Below are 16,321 nucleotides of genomic sequence, written 5' to 3'. Positions count from 1 at the left end.
GGCGCTCACCGCGACGGCAGGGGAAGGTCCCCGTCGCCGGTGCTGCTTTTTGATGGAGCGTGTGAAAGAAGATGATCGGACTGGTGCAAAGGGTGCGGCAGGCGCGTGTCGAGGTGGCCGGGCAGACGATTGGCGAAATCGGCCAGGGCCTGCTGCTGCTGGTCTGTGCCGAGCCGGGCGATAGCGAGGCGCAGGCCGAGAAGCTGATCGCCAAGCTGCTCAAGCTGCGCATCTTCAGCGATGCGGCCGGCAAGATGAACCTGAGCCTGCAGGACGCGCAAGGCGGGCTGCTGATCGTCTCGCAGTTCACGCTGGCCGCCGACACCAGCGCCGGCAACCGCCCCAGTTTCACCGGCGCCGCAGGGGCCGAACAGGGTCGCCGGCTCTACGAGCATTGCCTGGCCGTCGCCAGGCGGCTGCACAAGCAGGTAGAGTGCGGCGAGTTCGGTGCCGATATGCAGGTCTCGCTGACCAATGACGGCCCAGTCACGATTCCCCTACGCATTCAGTGAGGACCGCCATGTTGATCAGCTACGCCACCCTCGGCAGCCAGAACCGCGAAGCCGCCAAGGCCTTTTATGACCTTGTGCTGGCGCCCTTGGGCATCAAGGCCACGTATGCAGACACGGATTTCGTCGGTTATGGGCCCGATGCAGAAGGCGCGAAAGCGGAGCTGTGGATCTGCAAGCCCTACAACGGCCAGGATGCCAGCGCCGGCAATGGCAGCATGCTGGCGCTGAATGCGGCCAGCCGCGCCCAAGTCGATGCGGCCTATGCCGCGGCCATCGCCGCCGGTGGCAAGGACGAAGGCAAGCCGGGCTTGCGCGACTATGCGCCGAATTTCTATGCCGCCTATTTCCGCGATCTGGACGGCAACAAGCTGGCTCTGGTCTGCCGCGCCGAAGCCTGAGGCGCTCTGACCTACGCTGATCAATCAGCGTACTGCCCGGCGGCCTTGATGATGGGCGCCCATTTGTTGATTTCAGAGTCGACGAATCGCTTGTGCTCGGCTGGGTTGCTGCGAGCATCGCTGACGATCACCGCGCCCAGCGCCTCCTCGCGCTTGCGAAACTCGGGGTCGCGCAGCGCCGCCTTCAATGCGCTGTTCAGCTTGTCCAGCGCCGGCTTGGGCGTGCCGCGCGGCGCGTAAAGGCCATACCAGATGCTGACGTCAAAGCCCCTGAGCCCCAGCTCCTGCAGGGTGGCCAACTTGTCCAGCGCGGAACCGCTGAGCCGCTTGCTGGTCGTCACACCATAGGCCCGCACCCGGCCGGCCTCGATCTGGCCGCTGGTATTGGTGGTCTGGTCGCACAGCAGATCAACCTGGCCGGCAATCAGATCGGTCATGGCCGGGCCGGTGCCTTTGTAGGGCACGGTCGTCATGTCCAGCTTCAATGTGCTTTGCAAGAGCAGGCCGCACAGATGCGAGGCCGAGCCCAAACCGGCATTGGCCAGATTGATCTTGCCCTTGTTGGCCGCCAGCCAGCGCTGCAACTCGGCATAGTTGCTCGCCGGCAGACTGGGCCGGCCAATCAGCGTCATCGGCACCTCGATCATCAGGCCGAGGTACTCGAAATCGTCCAGCGTGCGGTACTGCATATTGCGGTACAGCGAGGGCGAGGTGGCCATCCCGATGTGATGCATCAGCAGGGTGTAGCCGTCCGGCTGGGCCTTGGCGACCTTGGTGGCGCCCAGCGTGCCGCCGGCACCGCCGACGTTCTCGATGATCAGACCGGTGCGCAGCGTCTTGCGCATCGCTTCGGCCAGGTCGCGAGCGACTTTGTCGGTAGGCCCACCAGCCGAGAAGGGCACGACCAGGGTGATGGGCTTGTCGGGGTAGTCGGCCTGGGCCGCCAGGCTGGCAGCAGCCAGGATCAGGCCAAGCCATTTCTGCTTTGCGGTGCTGAGGCCATTCATGTGGCAATGCTAGGCCTAGGCCGGTAGGGCGGTCTAGCGGTAAACACGTAAGTGGCAGCGAAAATACTGCGATGCAAGCCACCCCTTCGCCCAAAATCCAGCGCATCGGCCAGCCAGCGGGCTCGCCGATGCTGGACCAGCCACGACTCGACCGCCGCCTGCAAGGCGCCCCGCAACGCCAGACCTGGACCGAGTATGAAGCCCTGCACGAGGGGCTGAGCTGCGGCGTCTGGACCTGCGAACCGGGCAGCTGGCGCATCGTCTTTGCGCCGCGCAAGCATGAATACTTCTACGTCATCGAAGGCCGGCTACGCCTGCACGACAGCAGCGGCGCCATCACCGAAGTCTGCGCCGGCCAGGCGGCGGTGATTCCGGCCGGCTTCGAGGGCGTGTTCGAGGTGCTGGAGCCGGTGCGCAAGCACTTCGTCGTCGTCGAGCCGCCCGCCACGGGCGGCTGAGCCGGTGCTCAGTCGTAGCGCCGTGCGTCCTCGATCACGCGACCGTCGTTGGGCAGGCTGCCCGGCGCAAGAAAGCTGATCTCACCGCGCAGCTTGGTGATGTCGCGCAGGGCCTGCGCCAGCTGTTCGGCCAGACCCTCGGGTGCAGCACCCTCGATCTCGGCGAGCAGCGTCATCCGGTCCTGCGCCATCTCGCCTTCGACGCGCAGGCGCAGGCGGCCAAGCATCGGAAAGCGTCGGCCCAGTTCGCCGAGCTGGGTGGCATGAACGAACATGCCGCGCACCTTGGCGCTCTGGTCGGCCCGGCCCAGCCAGCCCTTGATGCGCTGGTTGGTGCGGCCGCTGGGGCAGGCGCCGGGCAGCACCGCGGACAGATCACCGGTGCCAAAGCGGATCAGCGGGTAGTCGGGATTCAATGTCGTGACGACCAGTTCGCCGACTTCGCCCTCGGCCACCGGCTCGCCGCTGCCGGGGCGCACGATCTCGACGATCACGCCCTCGTCGACGACCAGCCCTTCGCGCGCCGCCGTCTCGTAGGCGACCAGGCCGATGTCGGCCGTCGCATAGCACTGATAGGCGCTCACGCCGCGCTCGGCCATCCAGTCGCGCAGGCTGGGCGGAAAGGCCTCGCCGCTGAGCAGGGCCTTGCGCAGGGTCAGGTCTTGCCCGGATTCGGCCGCCTTGTCGAGCAGGATCTTCAGAAAGCTGGGCGTGCCCACATAACCCTGCGGCCGCAATTCGGCCATGGCCTGCAGCTGCAGCTCGGTATTGCCGACGCCGCCCGGGAAAACCGTGCAGCCGATCGCATGCGCGCCGGTCTCCATCAGCGAGCCAGCCGGCGTCAGGTGGTAGGAAAAGCTGTTGTGCAGCAGCTCGCCAGCGCGAAAGCCGGCGGCATGCATGGCCCGGGCCACCCGCCAGTAATCGGGCCGAGCGCCCTCGGGCTCATACAGCGTGCCGGGTGACTGAAACACCCGCCGGGCCGCGCCCCAGCCGATGGCCGCGAAACCACCAAAGGGATCGCTCGCGCGCCCGGCCTGCTGGCGGGCCAGCAGCTCGTGCTTGCGCGTGACCGGCAGCTGGGCCAGCAGCGCGCGGCTGTCGACCTGGGCCGGCGCATCGGCCAGCAGCTCGGCAAAAGCCGTGGTGCTGCTGCGCGCATGCTGGACCTGGCGTGCCAAGGCCTGCATCTGTGCCTGTTCGCGCACCGCAGGGTCGCGCGCTTCCAGCGCGTCATAAAACTCATTCATCGACATTGCGCCACCCCGCCAGGCTTTTCTTCACCAGCGCCGTGAAGTCGCGCAGCTGGGCGCTGTCCTTCAGCAACTTCTCATTCCATTCCGGCGTGCGCGAGGGCCGCTTGACCAGCGCCACCTTCAGCAACGCGCCATCCACCGCCGCCCGCGCGATCGGCACGCCAGCCCGCTCAAAGCGCCCTTCCCGCTCGGTCAGCCCCAGCTCTCGCAGCTCACGCCGCAGCCGCTGCAAGGCCTCATCCGGCTTGAACGGCGGTGGAGCAAAACCCCAGCTCTCGTCACTCATCGCATCACCTCTTGTTCAAGCCGTGGTCCATCAAGGTCCGCCAGGCACCAAGCTCGCCGCACACCACCCCCAGCCCAGCGACGCCCGAGGATCCGGCTCCGCCGGTCCTACGGGCGTGCCCCCTTGAGGGGGCGCGCGCCAGCGCGTAGGGGGTGGTCCATATCCCGGGGTGGTCAAGCCAGCCACCGCTTGCGCCGCTTGTAACTCTTCACATCCTTGAAGCTCTTGCGATCACCGCCACCGACGCCGAGGTAGAACTCCTTGACGTCCTCGTTCTCGCGCAGCGCTCGCGCCTCGCCGTCCATCACGACGCGGCCGCTTTCCAGGATGTAGCCGTAGTCGGCATAGCGCAGCGCCATATTGGTGTTCTGCTCGGCCAGCAAAAAGGTCGTGCCCTCCTTGCTGTTCAGATCCTTGACGATCTCGAACACCTCTTCAACGATCTGCGGCGCCAGGCCCATCGAGGGCTCGTCCAGCAGCACCATCTTCGGATTGGCCATCAGCGCGCGGCCGATCGCACACATCTGCTGCTCGCCGCCCGAGGTATAGGCGGCCTGCGAGGCCCGTCGCGTCTTCAGGCGCGGAAAGTAGTTGTAGACCTTTTCCAGCGTCGCGTTGACAGCCGCGCGGCCATCCTTGCGGGTGTAGGCGCCGGTCATCAGGTTTTCCTCGATGCTCAGATGGGCAAAGCAGTGCCGCCCCTCCATCACCTGGACCACGCCGCGGTTGACCATCTCTGAGGTGGACAGCTTCTCGATCCGCTCGCCGCGCAGCTCGATGCTGCCCTTGGTGACTTCACCGCGCTCGCCTTCCAGCAGATTGCTGACCGCCCGCAGCGTCGTCGTCTTGCCGGCGCCGTTACCGCCCAGCAGCGCCACGATGCTGCCTTCCTGCACCTGCAGCGACACGCCCTTGAGCACCAGGATCACATGGTTGTAGATGACCTCGATGCCGTTGACGTTCAGTAGCACATTGCTCATGACTTGCCTCGCTTGACTCGGTTCAGCACCGCCCACGCGACGCTGAACCCAATCCCCGATCTGTGCATCCGTCCCCCGCCCCACGGGGGCGGGGACAGGGGTGGGGTCTCGACGGCTCCCCGCCCTCCTGGAGGGCGGGGCCGGGGGTGGGAGCTCCCAGCCGCCCGGCTTGCCGGCGAATGTCAGTCCCTCAGGACTGGCAATCAGCTGGCGTCCGCCGCTCCACCTTGCGTTCCGCCGAGTACTTGTCGGCCGCGGCCTTGACCATGGGCTTCAAGATCTGCTCGTCGGCCTGCAGCCAGTCGGAGCTGAAGTTCCACTTCGCACCGTCCCAGGTGTGCACGCGCGCCCAGCTGGAACCCATGTGATCGAGGCAAGAGGTCGACAGCGGGCGCATCACGCCGGCCAGGCCCAGGGCGTCCAGCTTCTTCTGATCCAGCGCCAGGTTTTCCAGGCCCCAGCGCACCTGCTCGGCCGTCATCACCTTGCCCTTGCCGAAGCGCTCCTGCGCGCGGCGCACCGCCTCGACGCCCAGCATCTGGATGATCACACCGCGGGTGTAGAGCACCGAGCCGACCTCATCCTTGGGGCCGGTGCCCTGGCCCTTGTCGTGCACGTGCTTGAGGATGTCCTGAATCACTTTGGGGCTCTGGCCCGAGGTGTTCAGCGCCAGCGCGTTGTAGCCCTTGGCGCCTTCGCCGACGTCCTTGACATCGGGCTCGGCACCGGCCCACCAGACGCCATACATCTTCTCGCGCGGATAGCCGGTGGCCTGCGCCTCCTTCAGCGCGGTCGAATTCATCACCCCCCAGCCCCACAGAAGCACATAGTCGGGCCGCTGCTGGCGCACCTGCAGCCAGGCCGACTTCTGCTCGACGCCAGGCGCCGTCACCGGAATCTTGATCAGCTCGAAGCCATGGGTCTTCTGCCGCTCGTCGAGCAAGGGCATCGGTTCCTTGCCGAAGGGCGAGTCGTGGTAGACCAAAGCAATCTTCTTGCCCTTGAGCTTGTCCAGCCCGCCTTCCTTCTTGCCGATGTGCTGGATCAGCATATCGGCCGCGGTCCAGTAGCTGCCCATCAGCGGGAAGTTCCACTTGAACACGCCGCCATCCTGCGAGGCGGCCAGGCCGTAGCCCAGCGTGATCAGCGGAATCTTGTCCTTGATCACCTTGTCGGTCAGCGCAAAGGTGATGCCGGTGGCCTGCGGGTCGAACAGCGTGGCGCCCTTGCCCTTGAGCCGCTCATAGCACTCGACGCCCTTGTCGGTGGCATAGCCGGTCTCGCATTCCTCGAACGTCAGCTTGACGCCGTTCACGCCGCCATCGCGGGCATTGATCATCTTCAGGTAGTCCTGCTTGCCATTGGCCCAGGGCGTGCCGTTGGGCGCGTAGGGGCCGGTGCGATAGACCAGCAATGGGAAGAACTGCTCCTTGGCCTCGGCGGCCTGGGCCGGGCCGCTGAGCGCGCCGGCAGCAATGGCTGCCACGCCGGCGGCCATGGCAAGGGACTTGAGTTTCATCATCATCGTCATGCTTGTCTCCTGTGATGAGCACATGCTGTGCAGTTTCTCTTTGCAATGCGAATGAACGTGAGCGTGCAGCTCAGTGCGGGAAAGCTCAATGAGGGAATGGCCAGAGGCGCAGCTTCTCTTTCGCGGTCGCCCACAGCCGCGCCAGGCCATGGGGCTCCTTGATCAGGAAGAACACGATCAGCGCGCCAAACACCATCAGCTCCAGATGGGCCGCCGTCTCGGTGCCCAGTGGGATGCCCAGCCAGTGCGGCAGCTGGTTCAGCACGATGGGCAGGAAGATGATGAAGGCGGCGCCGAAAAAGCTGCCCATCACCGAGCCCAGCCCGCCGATGATGACCATGAACAGCAGCTGGAAGCTGCGGTCAATCGAGAAGGCGGCCGGCTCCCAGGAGCCCAGATGGACGAATCCCCACAGCGCGCCGGCCACGCCGACGATGAAGCTGCTAACGGCAAAAGCACTCAGCTTGGCATAGATAGGCCGGATGCCGATCACCGCCGCCGCCACGTCCATATCGCGCATGGCCATCCACTCGCGGCCGATGGCCCCGCGCACCAAGTTCTTCACCAGCAGCGCAAACACCACCACAAAGCTCAAGCAGAACAGATACTTCTGCACCGGTGTCTCGATAGGCAGGCCGAGCACGCTCAGGTCCGACACCGACACATTGCCCGACGATGAATTGTTGGTGAACCACTTGATGCGCAGAAAGGCCCAGTCGCAGAAGAACTGCGCCGCCAACGTCGCCACCGCCAGGTAGAGGCCCTTGATGCGCAGCGATGGAATGCCGAACAGCACACCCACCACCGTCGAGCAGGCGCCGCCCAGCAGCAGCGAGGCAATCAGCGGCATGCCCTCGATGCGGACCTGGAAGTTGTAGGCCGCATAAGCCCCCACCGCCATGAAGGCGCCGGTGCCCAGCGAAATCTGGCCGCAGTAGCCGACCAGCACATTCAGGCCCAGCGCCGCCAGCGCGAGGATGAGGAATGGCGTCAGGATGGCGCGGAACAGGTATTCCGAACCGAGCAGCGGCATCACTACAAACGCGGCCAGCAAGAGCAGCCCGATGAAGACCTGGTCCTGGCGTATCGTGAAGATCGCGCTATCGGCCCGGTAGGAGGTCTTGAACTGGCCGTTTTCTCTATACAGCATCTAAGGCTCCGATGATCTTTTGACTCCGGCCGCGCCAGTCGGCGCTTGACTTGAACGAACTCGACTCAGCGTCCGCTGAAAGATCATTGCCCGCGTCATACACGATCAATGATCTTGTAGTTCCGGCCGCCCCGGCTGGCGCTTGACTTGGACAAGTCCAAGTCAGCCTCCTCTGAAAAATCATTGCCCGCGTCATACGCGATCAATGATTTTTTCGCCAAACAGCCCCTGTGGCCGCACCAGCAGGAACAGCAGTGCCAGCACATAGGCAAACCAGATCTCGATGCCGCCGCCCAGCATGGGGCCGAGGTAGACCTCGCTGACCTTTTCGCCGACGCCGATCAGGAGCCCACCGATGATGGCGCCGGGCACCGAGGTCAGGCCGCCGAGGATGACCACCGGCAGCGCCTTCAGCGCCACCAGCGAGAGCGAGAACTGCACGCCCAGCTTGGAGCCCCAGATGATGCCGGCGACCAGGGCGACAAAGCCGGCCACGCTCCAGACGATCACCCAGATGGTGGACAGCGGAATGCCGATGGATTGCGCGGCCTGATGGTCATCGGCCACCGCGCGCAGCGCCCGGCCGGTGGCCGTCTTCTGGAAGAACAGCGCCAGCAGCGCCACCATGGCCGCGGCAATCAGCGCGGCATAGAGGTCTTCCTTGTTGACCAGCACGCCGCCTTCAAAAGTTTTCTCGAACAGAAAGATCGGGTCCTTGGGCATGCCAACGTCGATCTTGTAGATGTCCGAGCCGAACAGCATCTGGCCGGCGCCTTCCAGAAAATAGGTGATGCCCAGCGTGGCCATTAAGAGCGTGATGCCCTCCTGATTGACCAGGCGCGACAGCGCCAGCCGCTCGATCAGCCAGGCGACGATGACCATCACCACAAAGGCCGCCACAAAGCCGAGCAGATTGGCCAGCAAGGGGCTGCTGATGCCGGTCCATTGCGGAATCCACTCGGCAAAGCGCGCCATCGCCAGCGCCGCAAACAGCACCATCGCGCCCTGGGCGAAATTGAACACGCCGGAGGCCTTGTAGATCAGCACAAAGCCCAGCGCGATGAGGGAATAGAGCATCCCCGTCATCAAGCCGCCAAACACCGTTTCAATCACAAAACCCATATCAGTTCTCCATGCCCTTTCGGTGCATTTCCCGCCAGCGCCTCCTGCCCAGCGGCGAGCGAGGATCTGGCTCCGCCAGGCCTGCGCTCGCGCCCCCTTGAGGGGGCCGGCGCAGCCGGTACGGGGTGGTCAATGACTCGTGCCTAAGTAGGCGCGAATGACGTCTTCGTTGTTGCGCACCTCATCGGGCGCGCCATCGCCGATCTTCTTGCCGTAGTCGAGCACGACGACACGGTCCGAGATGTCCATCACCACGCCCATATCGTGTTCGATCAGCACGATGGTGGTACCGAATTCGTCGTTGACGTCGAGGATGAAGCGGCACATGTCCTGCTTCTCCTCGACATTCATGCCGGCCATCGGCTCGTCCAGCAGCAGCACCTGCGGCTCCATGGCCAGCGCGCGGCCGAGGTCGACCCGCTTTTGCAGGCCATAGGGCAGGCGGCCGACCGGCGTCTTGCGGTAGGCCTGGATCTCCAGGAAATCGATGATGCGCTCGACCTTCTCGCGCTGGGCGATCTCCTCGCGCTCGGCCGGGCCCCAGCGCAGCGCCTGCATGAACAGATTGCTCTTCATGTGCAGGGTGCGGCCGGTCATGATGTTGTCCAGCACGCTCATGCCCTTGAACAGGGCCAGGTTCTGGAAGGTGCGGGCCACGCCCATCTCGGCCACCTGGCGCGAATTCATGTGTTTGAAGTGCTGGCCGCGAAAAGTGATCTCGCCCTGCTGCGGCTGGTAGACGCCGTTGATGCAGTTCAGCATCGAGCTCTTGCCGGCGCCGTTGGGGCCGATGATGGAGCGGATCTCGTGCTCGCGCACATTGAAGCTGATGTCGGTCAGCGCCTTGACGCCGCCAAAGCTCAGCGAGATGTTCTTGACCTCGAGGATGACCTCGCCGATTTTTTTCTCAGCCACGGCGCTGCACCTCCGAACGGGGATGTTTGACTGCGTTCATGCGGCCCTCCGGGCGGGTGCAAAGGTCTTGGTATCGACTATCTTCAAGTCCGCAGAGACCTTGCCCGTGCGTCCGTCCTCGAACTTCACCGCCGTCTCGATGAACTGCGTGGCCTTGCCGCCGTACAGCGCATCGATCAGCACGCCGTACTTCTCGGCAATCGCGCCGCGGCGGACCTTGCGGGTGCGGGTCAGCTCGCCATCGTCGGCATCGAGTTCCTTGTGCAGGATCAGGAAGCGGGTGATCTGGCTGCCGGCCAGCAACTCGTCCTGGGCCAGATCGGCATTGACCTTCTCCACGCAGTCGCGGATCAGCTCGTAGACCTCGGCCTTCTGCGCCAGATCGGTATAGCCGGCATAGGGCAGATTGCGCCGCTCGGCCCAGTTGCCGACGGCCTCGAAATCGATATTGATGAAGGCGCAGACGCGGTCGCGCTTGTCGCCAAAGGCCACCGCCTCCTTGATGTGGGAGAAGAACTTCAGCTTGTTCTCCACATACTTGGGCGCGAACATCGCGCCATCGTTGGCGCCGCCGACGATGCGGCCGACATCCTTGGCCCGGTCGATGATCTTCAGATGGCCATGGCCATCGATGAAGCCGGCATCGCCGGTGTGGTACCAGCCCTCGGCCGTCAGCACCTCGGCGGTGGCGGCCGGATTCTTGTAATAGCCCTTGAGCAGGCCCGGCGACTTGACCAGGATCTCGCCGCTGTCGGCCAGCTTGATCTGCACGCCATCGATGGGCACGCCCACGGTGTCCGAGCGCGCCTCGTGGTCGGGCTGCAGGCAGACGAACACGGCCGTCTCGGTCGAGCCATAGAGCTGCTTCAGATTGATGCCGATCGAGCGGTAGAAGCTGAACAGATCGGGCCCGATGGCCTCGCCGGCGGTGTAGGCCACGCGCACCCGCGAGAAGCCCAGCGTGTTGCGCAGCGGACCATAAACAAACAAGTTGCCGAGCTGGTACTTGAGGCGGTCCCAGGCCGACACTGGCTTGCCATCCATCAGTGCCGGGCCAACACGGCGGGCCAGCTTCATGCCCTGATCGAACAGCCAGCGCTTGATGCGGCCCGCGTCTTCCATGCGGATCATCACCGTCGTCAGCAGGCCTTCGAACACCCGTGGCGGCGCGAAGTAATAGGTCGGGCCGATCTCCTTCAGATCGATGGTCACCGTGCTGGCCGACTCGGGGCAGTTCACCACATAGCCGCAGGCCAGCCACTGCGCATAGCTGAAGATGTTCTGGCCGATCCAGGCCGGCGGCAGATAGGCCAGCACCTCTTCCTGCGGCCCCAGCTTGTCGAAACGGGCGCCGGCCTGCGCGCGGTCGATCAGCGAGGCGTGCGTATGCACAACGCCCTTGGGATTGCCGGTCGTGCCCGAGGTGAAGAACATCGCCGCCACATCGGCGGCCTCGCCGGCCTGGACCGACACATCGTAGAAGGCCGGGTGGGCGATCGCATGCTGGCGGCCAAGCGCACAGAGATCGTCCAGCGAGGCCAGGCCCGGCTCGCTGTACTTGCGCAGGCCGCGCGGATCGTCAAACCAGATATGGCTCAGCTGCGGGCACTGCTCGCGGATCTCCAGCAGCTTGTCGACCTGCTCCTGGTCCTCGACCACGGCAAACGCCACCTCGGCGTTATTCATCGGGAACACGAACTCGGCCGCCACCGCGTCCTGGTACAGCGGCACCGGAATCGCGCCCAGCGACTGCGCCGCCAGCATGCAGGCCGACAGCCGCGGCCGGTTCTCGCCCACCACCACCAGATGCTGGCCGCGCTGCAGGCCGGCCTGGGCCAGACCATGGGCCAGCTCGCGCACCAGCACCGCCAGCTGCGACCAGCTCAGCGTCTGCCAGATGCCGTATTCCTTCTCGCGCAGCGCCGGCGCGTCGGGCCGCTGAGCCGCGTGTTCGAGCAAGAGCCTGGGAAAAGTCGTGGACACCGTTGTCTCCTGATCTGCCTTGGTGCGACGCTGCACCCGATGCGGGCGATGCGGGCCATGGCCGCCTCATTGCAGTGCGATCCTAGGCCTTTACTTTGACGTCGTGTTGTCGTTGTGACGACAATCCGGTAGTTTTACGGGAGCGTGCTTTCCCGGGGGTGTCGCGTCAGGCTCGTGTCATCGTCCGCAGCGCTGAATGCAGGGATGAACATGCAACACCTGACCCTGCGCCAGCGCGCCCGCGCCGCCACTGCGGCCGAGTTGGACGCCATTCCCTGGCTCTCTGTGCTGAGTCCTGCCCAGCGTGAACAGGCGGTGGCCGGGCTGCAGGTGGCCGAGGCCGAGGTCGGCGAACGGGTCTGCCGCATCGGCAAGCCGGCGAATTTCTGGTTCGGCGTGGTCGACGGGCTGTTGAAGATGAGCAACGACGATGCCGCCGCGCAGGCCATCACCTTCACCGGCGTGCCGCCGGGCGGCTGGTTCGGCGAGGGCACGCTGCTCAAGCGCGAGGTCTACCGCTACAACATCCAGGCGCTGCGCAAGAGCGTCGTCGCCGGCCTGCCGATCGAGACCTTCCATGACCTGCTGGAACACAGCATCGGCTTCAACCGCTTTGTGCTGAACCAGCTGAACGAGCGCCTCGGCCAGTTCATCGCCGCGCGCGAGATCGACCGCATCAGCGATCCCGATATGCGCGTCGCCCGCAACCTCGCCGCGCTGTTCCACCCGCTGCTCTACCCCGGCGTCGGCAGCCTCTTGCGCATCACCCAGCAGGAGCTGGCCAAGCTGGTGGGCCTGTCGCGCCAGCGCGTCAACGAGGCGCTGGGCCATCTGCAGGAGCGGGCGCTGATCAGCGTCGAGTATGGCGGCGTGCGGGTGCTGGACCTGCAAAGGCTGCGGCGCTTTCCGCAGGACTGAGGGCCGCCTCTGCCGCCGCGCTCAGCCCCGGCAAAACCCGCTGTTCTCAGTGCCGGCGCACTTTCTATACTGCGCGCGGTTTTTCACGCCCATGCCGCTGATGCATGCCAGCCGCACGCCCTTCCCCATGGGCCTCAGGCTCGTCCGGATTCAATAGCTCCTCATGCCACGCCTAACACCCCATTTCCCCGGCCTGCTGCGTGCCAGCACCCTGCTGCTGGCCACATTGACGCTGAGCGCCTGCGTCAGCGTTCAGGTCAATGAACGCGAGATCTTTTCGCGCAACACGGCGCCAGCCGCCGAAGACTGGCTGAGTCAGGCCCAGGCCCAGGCCGGCGCCACCGGTGCCCGCCTGGAGCAGGTGCGATTCCAGTCCGCCGATGGCACGAGCCTGGGCGGGCTTTTTCTGCGCCAGCCCGGCGCACGGCTGACAGCCGTCTATTTCCAGGGTGCCGGCAATATCGTCCAGCGCAGCTACCCGGTGCTGCTGCGCGATGCCAGTCAGCTGCCTGTGAATGTGCTGTTCTGGGACTACCGTGGCATGGGCCTGTCCGAAGGCGTCGGCAGCATGCAGCAGCTGCGTGACGATACCCAGGCCGCGGTTCGCGAGGCACGCCGGCTGTCGGGCGACAACCTGCCCCTGGCCTACTGGGGCTTCTCGCTGGGCACCCTGGTAGGCGCCCATCTGGCCGCCGAGGCGCCGCCCGATGCGCTGCTGCTCGAAGGCACGCTGACCAGCGCCCAGGACTGGGCCGATAACAAAGTGCCCTGGTATGCCAAGCCCTTTGTGCGCATCCAGATCGACGACAGCGTGCGTGGCTACGACAACCGCCAGGCGCTGCAAAAGCTGCGCACGCCGACGCTGTTGCTGGTCGGCAGCGAAGACCAGACCAGCCCACCGGCCTTCACCCGCAGCCTGGCCCAGGCCATGCAATACCGCGGCAGCTGCCTGCGCGTGCTGGAAGTGCCAGGCGTCGCCCATGGCGGCACGCTGAGAAAGCCCGAGGGCGTGGCCGCGGCCCGTGAGCTGCTGGAGCGCGGCGCGCAGCGGCAAGGCTGCTGAGCGCAATCGGCCAGATCGCTAATACCGATATTTTGCGGCACGCCTCGCTTCTGGTAATCTCGTCAATTCAATATCGCGACCACGACGCCAAGTCTAGATGCCAAGACTCAATACACCTGGCTCGCTAGCATTCGCGAACCATTGAATTTCCAATATAGAGGGAGGACCCATGATTCAATTAAAGACTAGACGGGGCTTGACCGTCCACGTACCTGAAACTGACGCAGAAGACCCGTCTCCGAAGTTCGCCCCGGCGGACACAAGCGCGATCCTCGACTACTACCGAGAAAACGGCTATGTTGTCATCCGTGGCTTGTTCGATGGCAGCACCTGCGACGCCATCCGTGCGCTCTGGGATGCTGAAATCAAGGCCTTTGATGGCTTTATTTATCGCCAGGCTAGCGCCGTGCCCGAGCGCAACATCCTAAATAGCCAAGGCTGGGTGATGAACCCAATCCTAAACTTGCAAAGTGTCGACCCGCATCGATTTCCGAAATTCAGACATTGCGCCACTGAGAACATACTTACCTCCGCTGAACTGAGCCAGGCCTTCAACGCCGTGCTGGGTGAAGCACCAAAGATTGTTCAGTCAATGTATTTCGAGGGCAACACCGCCACTTCCGAGCACCAAGATAGCTTTTATCTCGATTCTGAGCATATCGGCAGCATGGCTGCAGCCTGGGTTGCTTTAGAGGACATCAGCCCCACCGCCGGACGATTCTTCGTCTGCCCGAAATCACATAAGACAGATTACGTTGCCCACAACGCAGCCAACAGCATCGTGGGTGATTACGAGTCCTATTTTGTTTCGATCATTGACAAGGTCCGGCAACTGAACATGGAGATCCGCGCACCGAAACTTGATCGTGGTGATGTACTGCTCTGGAATGCACTCACCATTCATGGCTCACTAGACAGCCACGACCCGTTGCGCTCGCGCTCGTCGATTACCTGCCATGCGATCGCTCAATCGCACCGCTTCCTGCAACTGCATACACGCATTCGCGCACTGAAAACCGATCGAGTCGGCCACGCTCAGATCGCCCGGCCAAAAGATCTGGCACTATTGAAAAATCGAGTCATCTTCTGGGTGGAAACAAATTTCCCGCACGGCTTTGCCTGGCTGAAGAAAAATGCGATTCGTCTGCTGATGAAGCGCAATACGGCAACGGCTCGGGCCGTCGGCTGATCCCCACTCTGCAGCCCTCTGCCACTCAGCAAGCGCTTGGAATTTTCGAGCGTTTGCTGGTGGCGCCGCCCCTGCACCGCCCTCCAAAACAGAGAAAACTGGACGACGCTCAAGGTATCGAATCACGGCCCGAGCAGCAGAATATTCACGAGTTCACGCACCTGCAGTTGCTGGTAACCCGCCAGCATCGAGACACTGCTATAGGTCGATGCAAACGCACCATTCTCATTCAATACCCGAGCGTTGTTGCAGCAACTTCCCGAGCCGGTCGCCACCGTATAGCTCTGATCAGGCTCGGCGGGCGTTGTGAATGGTGCCTTGTCGGTGTAATAGATCGCCGGATTACTCCAGTTGTTTATTCTGAAATCCACCTTGCAGGGCGGCCCGCCAAAGGAGGCGTAAGAGTAGGCCATGATCGTTCTGAAACAACGATAGCCGTTGGGCACCGTGGTGCTCCTGAAGTTCACATACCAGGAGAAATTCGCCCCATGCCCATAAACATAGGTCGCCGTTGTTGCGTTTTGAGTGTTGTGATCAGCTCCCAGCAAATGGCCAAATTCATGCGCCAATGTATAGTACGGCGAGCCAATGCATTTGACGTCCACCGTCGCAAAAGCCCACTCTGGCATTGCCGGCCCGCCCCAGGCCGCGCCACATTCGGTAGCAAATTTGAACGAGCCTATCAAGATGACCACGTCGGCATGTACACGGTCACGTTCACGCCGCGCCAGATAACTCAAATTCGTCTGCCCCGTCTTGCCACTCAACTCGTTCAGTGCCGTGGTCGGTACCCAGCCGGTTTCCAGCCCCGGATTGGGCCATAGCGCAATCTGAGATGCAGCAGCGAGCCGCACTGCCAGATTGACTCCAGAATTGACAAATGAAGAATTCAGATCGACGATGGACTTTTGGATGACTTCATCAATTTTGTCAGACGCTGCAGTTTTTGCCATTGATGTATAAAGCACAAGTACATCGACGACTGGTATACCTAGCAACGCCTGCACTTCGCCATAAGCACGTTTTGAACTCTTTCCCAGACCAGGCATCTGCAGAACGTCATTACCCTGATCTCGGCGAAACCGAGCAATATTTATTTCGGAGATAAGATGGTATCTTCCTGAGCTGACGACTCGATAGATCGTTCCCGAATGATCATCGATATCTCCTACCACTTCATTAGCTTTCACATGAAAACTAGCAACCCCTCCATATTCAGTCGTTCCCGACCATATTCGGGCACTCTGTGGCAGCTCCGTACCTCGCACCTTCGTCAATGTATGCTCGTGCCCGCTTGGCGTCGTGAACTTCACCACATTGGCTAGCAAGGCCGCGGCATTCAGCCGGGCTGCTTTGGCCACCACCACCCCTTCGCTGAGACGCAGGCTTTCAAGCTGACGGCTCAGGCGTTGATCCAACTCGGCCTTCTCCTGCTCCGGACTGAGGTAGTCGCCGGCGGCAACCAGCACTGTTGATTGCGCCTGGGCGCCCAGACTGCTCAGCAGCGCCATTACCAGTATCAGCAAGGCTCTGCGCATCATGCGGCCGCTCCC

Annotated in this window: 16 protein-coding genes; 6 read left to right on the top strand and 10 right to left on the bottom strand. The window is 63.4% G+C overall.

The features are described 5' to 3' along the window. Positions 1-71 precede the first annotated feature (71 nt). Positions 72-512, top strand: a complete 441-nt coding sequence (dtd, locus tag RQP53_RS13845) for a D-aminoacyl-tRNA deacylase (RefSeq protein WP_315650922.1) — start codon at positions 72-74, stop codon at positions 510-512. Positions 513-520: 8 nt separating this feature from the next. Then, positions 521-910 (top strand): VOC family protein, encoded by a 390-nt coding sequence (locus tag RQP53_RS13840; protein WP_315650921.1) that lies wholly within the window; start codon positions 521-523, stop codon positions 908-910. Between the two features lie 20 nt (positions 911-930). Here RQP53_RS13840 and RQP53_RS13835 read toward each other — a convergent pair whose 3' ends face one another. After that, the gene (locus RQP53_RS13835) at positions 931-1,917 is read right to left on the bottom strand and encodes a tripartite tricarboxylate transporter substrate-binding protein (protein WP_315650920.1); all 987 of its coding nucleotides are present in this window, start codon (positions 1,915-1,917) and stop codon (positions 931-933) included. A gap of 71 nt (positions 1,918-1,988) precedes the next feature. On the opposite strand from RQP53_RS13835, the gene RQP53_RS13830 reads away from it, so the two are divergent. After that, positions 1,989-2,375 carry a cupin domain-containing protein gene (locus RQP53_RS13830; protein WP_315650919.1) on the top strand — a complete coding sequence of 129 codons (387 nt, stop codon included), beginning with the start codon at positions 1,989-1,991 and terminating at the stop codon, positions 2,373-2,375. A gap of 8 nt (positions 2,376-2,383) precedes the next feature. Here RQP53_RS13830 and RQP53_RS13825 read toward each other — a convergent pair whose 3' ends face one another. The 8 genes from RQP53_RS13825 to RQP53_RS13790 all read right to left on the bottom strand — a co-directional run bounded on the left by RQP53_RS13825 (position 2,384) and on the right by RQP53_RS13790 (position 11,598). Further along, positions 2,384-3,625 carry a phenylacetate--CoA ligase family protein gene (locus RQP53_RS13825; RefSeq protein ID WP_315650918.1) on the bottom strand — a complete coding sequence of 414 codons (1,242 nt, stop codon included), beginning with the start codon at positions 3,623-3,625 and terminating at the stop codon, positions 2,384-2,386. After that, the gene (locus RQP53_RS13820) at positions 3,618-3,917 is read right to left on the bottom strand and encodes a hypothetical protein (protein ID WP_315650917.1); all 300 of its coding nucleotides are present in this window, start codon (positions 3,915-3,917) and stop codon (positions 3,618-3,620) included. The genes RQP53_RS13825 and RQP53_RS13820 overlap by 8 nt, the downstream gene beginning before the upstream one ends. A gap of 173 nt (positions 3,918-4,090) precedes the next feature. Beyond that, positions 4,091-4,897 (bottom strand): ABC transporter ATP-binding protein, encoded by an 807-nt coding sequence (locus RQP53_RS13815; protein ID WP_315650916.1) that lies wholly within the window; start codon positions 4,895-4,897, stop codon positions 4,091-4,093. 190 nt (positions 4,898-5,087) lie between these two features. Further along, positions 5,088-6,416, bottom strand: coding sequence for an ABC transporter substrate-binding protein (locus RQP53_RS13810; RefSeq protein WP_315651156.1), 1,329 nt, complete (start codon positions 6,414-6,416; stop codon positions 5,088-5,090). 97 nt (positions 6,417-6,513) lie between these two features. After that, positions 6,514-7,578, bottom strand: a complete 1,065-nt coding sequence (locus tag RQP53_RS13805) for a branched-chain amino acid ABC transporter permease (protein WP_315650915.1) — start codon at positions 7,576-7,578, stop codon at positions 6,514-6,516. A 192-nt stretch (positions 7,579-7,770) separates the two neighbouring features. Next, positions 7,771-8,700 carry a branched-chain amino acid ABC transporter permease gene (locus RQP53_RS13800; RefSeq protein ID WP_315650914.1) on the bottom strand — a complete coding sequence of 310 codons (930 nt, stop codon included), beginning with the start codon at positions 8,698-8,700 and terminating at the stop codon, positions 7,771-7,773. Positions 8,701-8,829: 129 nt separating this feature from the next. Continuing rightward, positions 8,830-9,615: an ABC transporter ATP-binding protein gene (locus RQP53_RS13795; protein WP_315650913.1), complete on the bottom strand. Its 786-nt coding sequence runs from the start codon at positions 9,613-9,615 to the stop codon at positions 8,830-8,832. Positions 9,616-9,651: 36 nt separating this feature from the next. Further along, positions 9,652-11,598 (bottom strand): AMP-dependent synthetase/ligase, encoded by a 1,947-nt coding sequence (locus RQP53_RS13790; protein WP_315650912.1) that lies wholly within the window; start codon positions 11,596-11,598, stop codon positions 9,652-9,654. A gap of 210 nt (positions 11,599-11,808) precedes the next feature. On the opposite strand from RQP53_RS13790, the gene RQP53_RS13785 reads away from it, so the two are divergent. The 3 genes from RQP53_RS13785 (at position 11,809) to RQP53_RS13775 (ending at position 14,768) form a co-directional block, all read left to right on the top strand. Continuing rightward, complete coding sequence (locus RQP53_RS13785; RefSeq protein WP_434064091.1) at positions 11,809-12,516, top strand: Crp/Fnr family transcriptional regulator; 708 nt, start codon at positions 11,809-11,811, stop codon at positions 12,514-12,516. A 163-nt stretch (positions 12,517-12,679) separates the two neighbouring features. Beyond that, positions 12,680-13,579 carry an alpha/beta hydrolase gene (locus RQP53_RS13780; protein ID WP_315650909.1) on the top strand — a complete coding sequence of 300 codons (900 nt, stop codon included), beginning with the start codon at positions 12,680-12,682 and terminating at the stop codon, positions 13,577-13,579. A gap of 169 nt (positions 13,580-13,748) precedes the next feature. Continuing rightward, positions 13,749-14,768 carry a phytanoyl-CoA dioxygenase family protein gene (locus RQP53_RS13775; RefSeq protein ID WP_315650908.1) on the top strand — a complete coding sequence of 340 codons (1,020 nt, stop codon included), beginning with the start codon at positions 13,749-13,751 and terminating at the stop codon, positions 14,766-14,768. A 122-nt stretch (positions 14,769-14,890) separates the two neighbouring features. Here the strand turns inward: RQP53_RS13775 and RQP53_RS13770 are convergent, their stop codons facing one another. Next, the gene (locus tag RQP53_RS13770) at positions 14,891-16,309 is read right to left on the bottom strand and encodes a M12 family metallo-peptidase (protein WP_315650907.1); all 1,419 of its coding nucleotides are present in this window, start codon (positions 16,307-16,309) and stop codon (positions 14,891-14,893) included. Positions 16,310-16,321 lie beyond the last annotated feature (12 nt).

Origin of the sequence: Roseateles aquae (assembly GCF_032337115.1) — a bacterium.
In the GTDB taxonomy this organism is placed as follows: Bacteria; Pseudomonadota; Gammaproteobacteria; order Burkholderiales; family Burkholderiaceae_C; genus Roseateles_C; species Roseateles_C aquae.
Note: the sequence above shows the minus strand (reverse complement) of the source record. Positions and strands in the feature narration are given on the sequence as shown.

Coding starts and splice junctions, on each gene's coding strand:
- dtd (WP_315650922.1), top strand. CDS start 72: ATGATCGGACTGGTGCAAAGGGTGCGGCAGGCGCGTGTCGAGGTGGCC.
- RQP53_RS13840 (WP_315650921.1), top strand. CDS start 521: ATGTTGATCAGCTACGCCACCCTCGGCAGCCAGAACCGCGAAGCCGCC.
- RQP53_RS13835 (WP_315650920.1), bottom strand. CDS start 1,917: ATGAATGGCCTCAGCACCGCAAAGCAGAAATGGCTTGGCCTGATCCTG.
- RQP53_RS13830 (WP_315650919.1), top strand. CDS start 1,989: ATGCAAGCCACCCCTTCGCCCAAAATCCAGCGCATCGGCCAGCCAGCG.
- RQP53_RS13825 (WP_315650918.1), bottom strand. CDS start 3,625: ATGAATGAGTTTTATGACGCGCTGGAAGCGCGCGACCCTGCGGTGCGC.
- RQP53_RS13820 (WP_315650917.1), bottom strand. CDS start 3,917: ATGAGTGACGAGAGCTGGGGTTTTGCTCCACCGCCGTTCAAGCCGGAT.
- RQP53_RS13815 (WP_315650916.1), bottom strand. CDS start 4,897: ATGAGCAATGTGCTACTGAACGTCAACGGCATCGAGGTCATCTACAAC.
- RQP53_RS13810 (WP_315651156.1), bottom strand. CDS start 6,416: ATGAAACTCAAGTCCCTTGCCATGGCCGCCGGCGTGGCAGCCATTGCT.
- RQP53_RS13805 (WP_315650915.1), bottom strand. CDS start 7,578: ATGCTGTATAGAGAAAACGGCCAGTTCAAGACCTCCTACCGGGCCGAT.
- RQP53_RS13800 (WP_315650914.1), bottom strand. CDS start 8,700: ATGGGTTTTGTGATTGAAACGGTGTTTGGCGGCTTGATGACGGGGATG.
- RQP53_RS13785 (WP_434064091.1), top strand. CDS start 11,809: ATGCAACACCTGACCCTGCGCCAGCGCGCCCGCGCCGCCACTGCGGCC.
- RQP53_RS13780 (WP_315650909.1), top strand. CDS start 12,680: ATGCCACGCCTAACACCCCATTTCCCCGGCCTGCTGCGTGCCAGCACC.
- RQP53_RS13775 (WP_315650908.1), top strand. CDS start 13,749: ATGATTCAATTAAAGACTAGACGGGGCTTGACCGTCCACGTACCTGAA.
- RQP53_RS13770 (WP_315650907.1), bottom strand. CDS start 16,309: ATGATGCGCAGAGCCTTGCTGATACTGGTAATGGCGCTGCTGAGCAGT.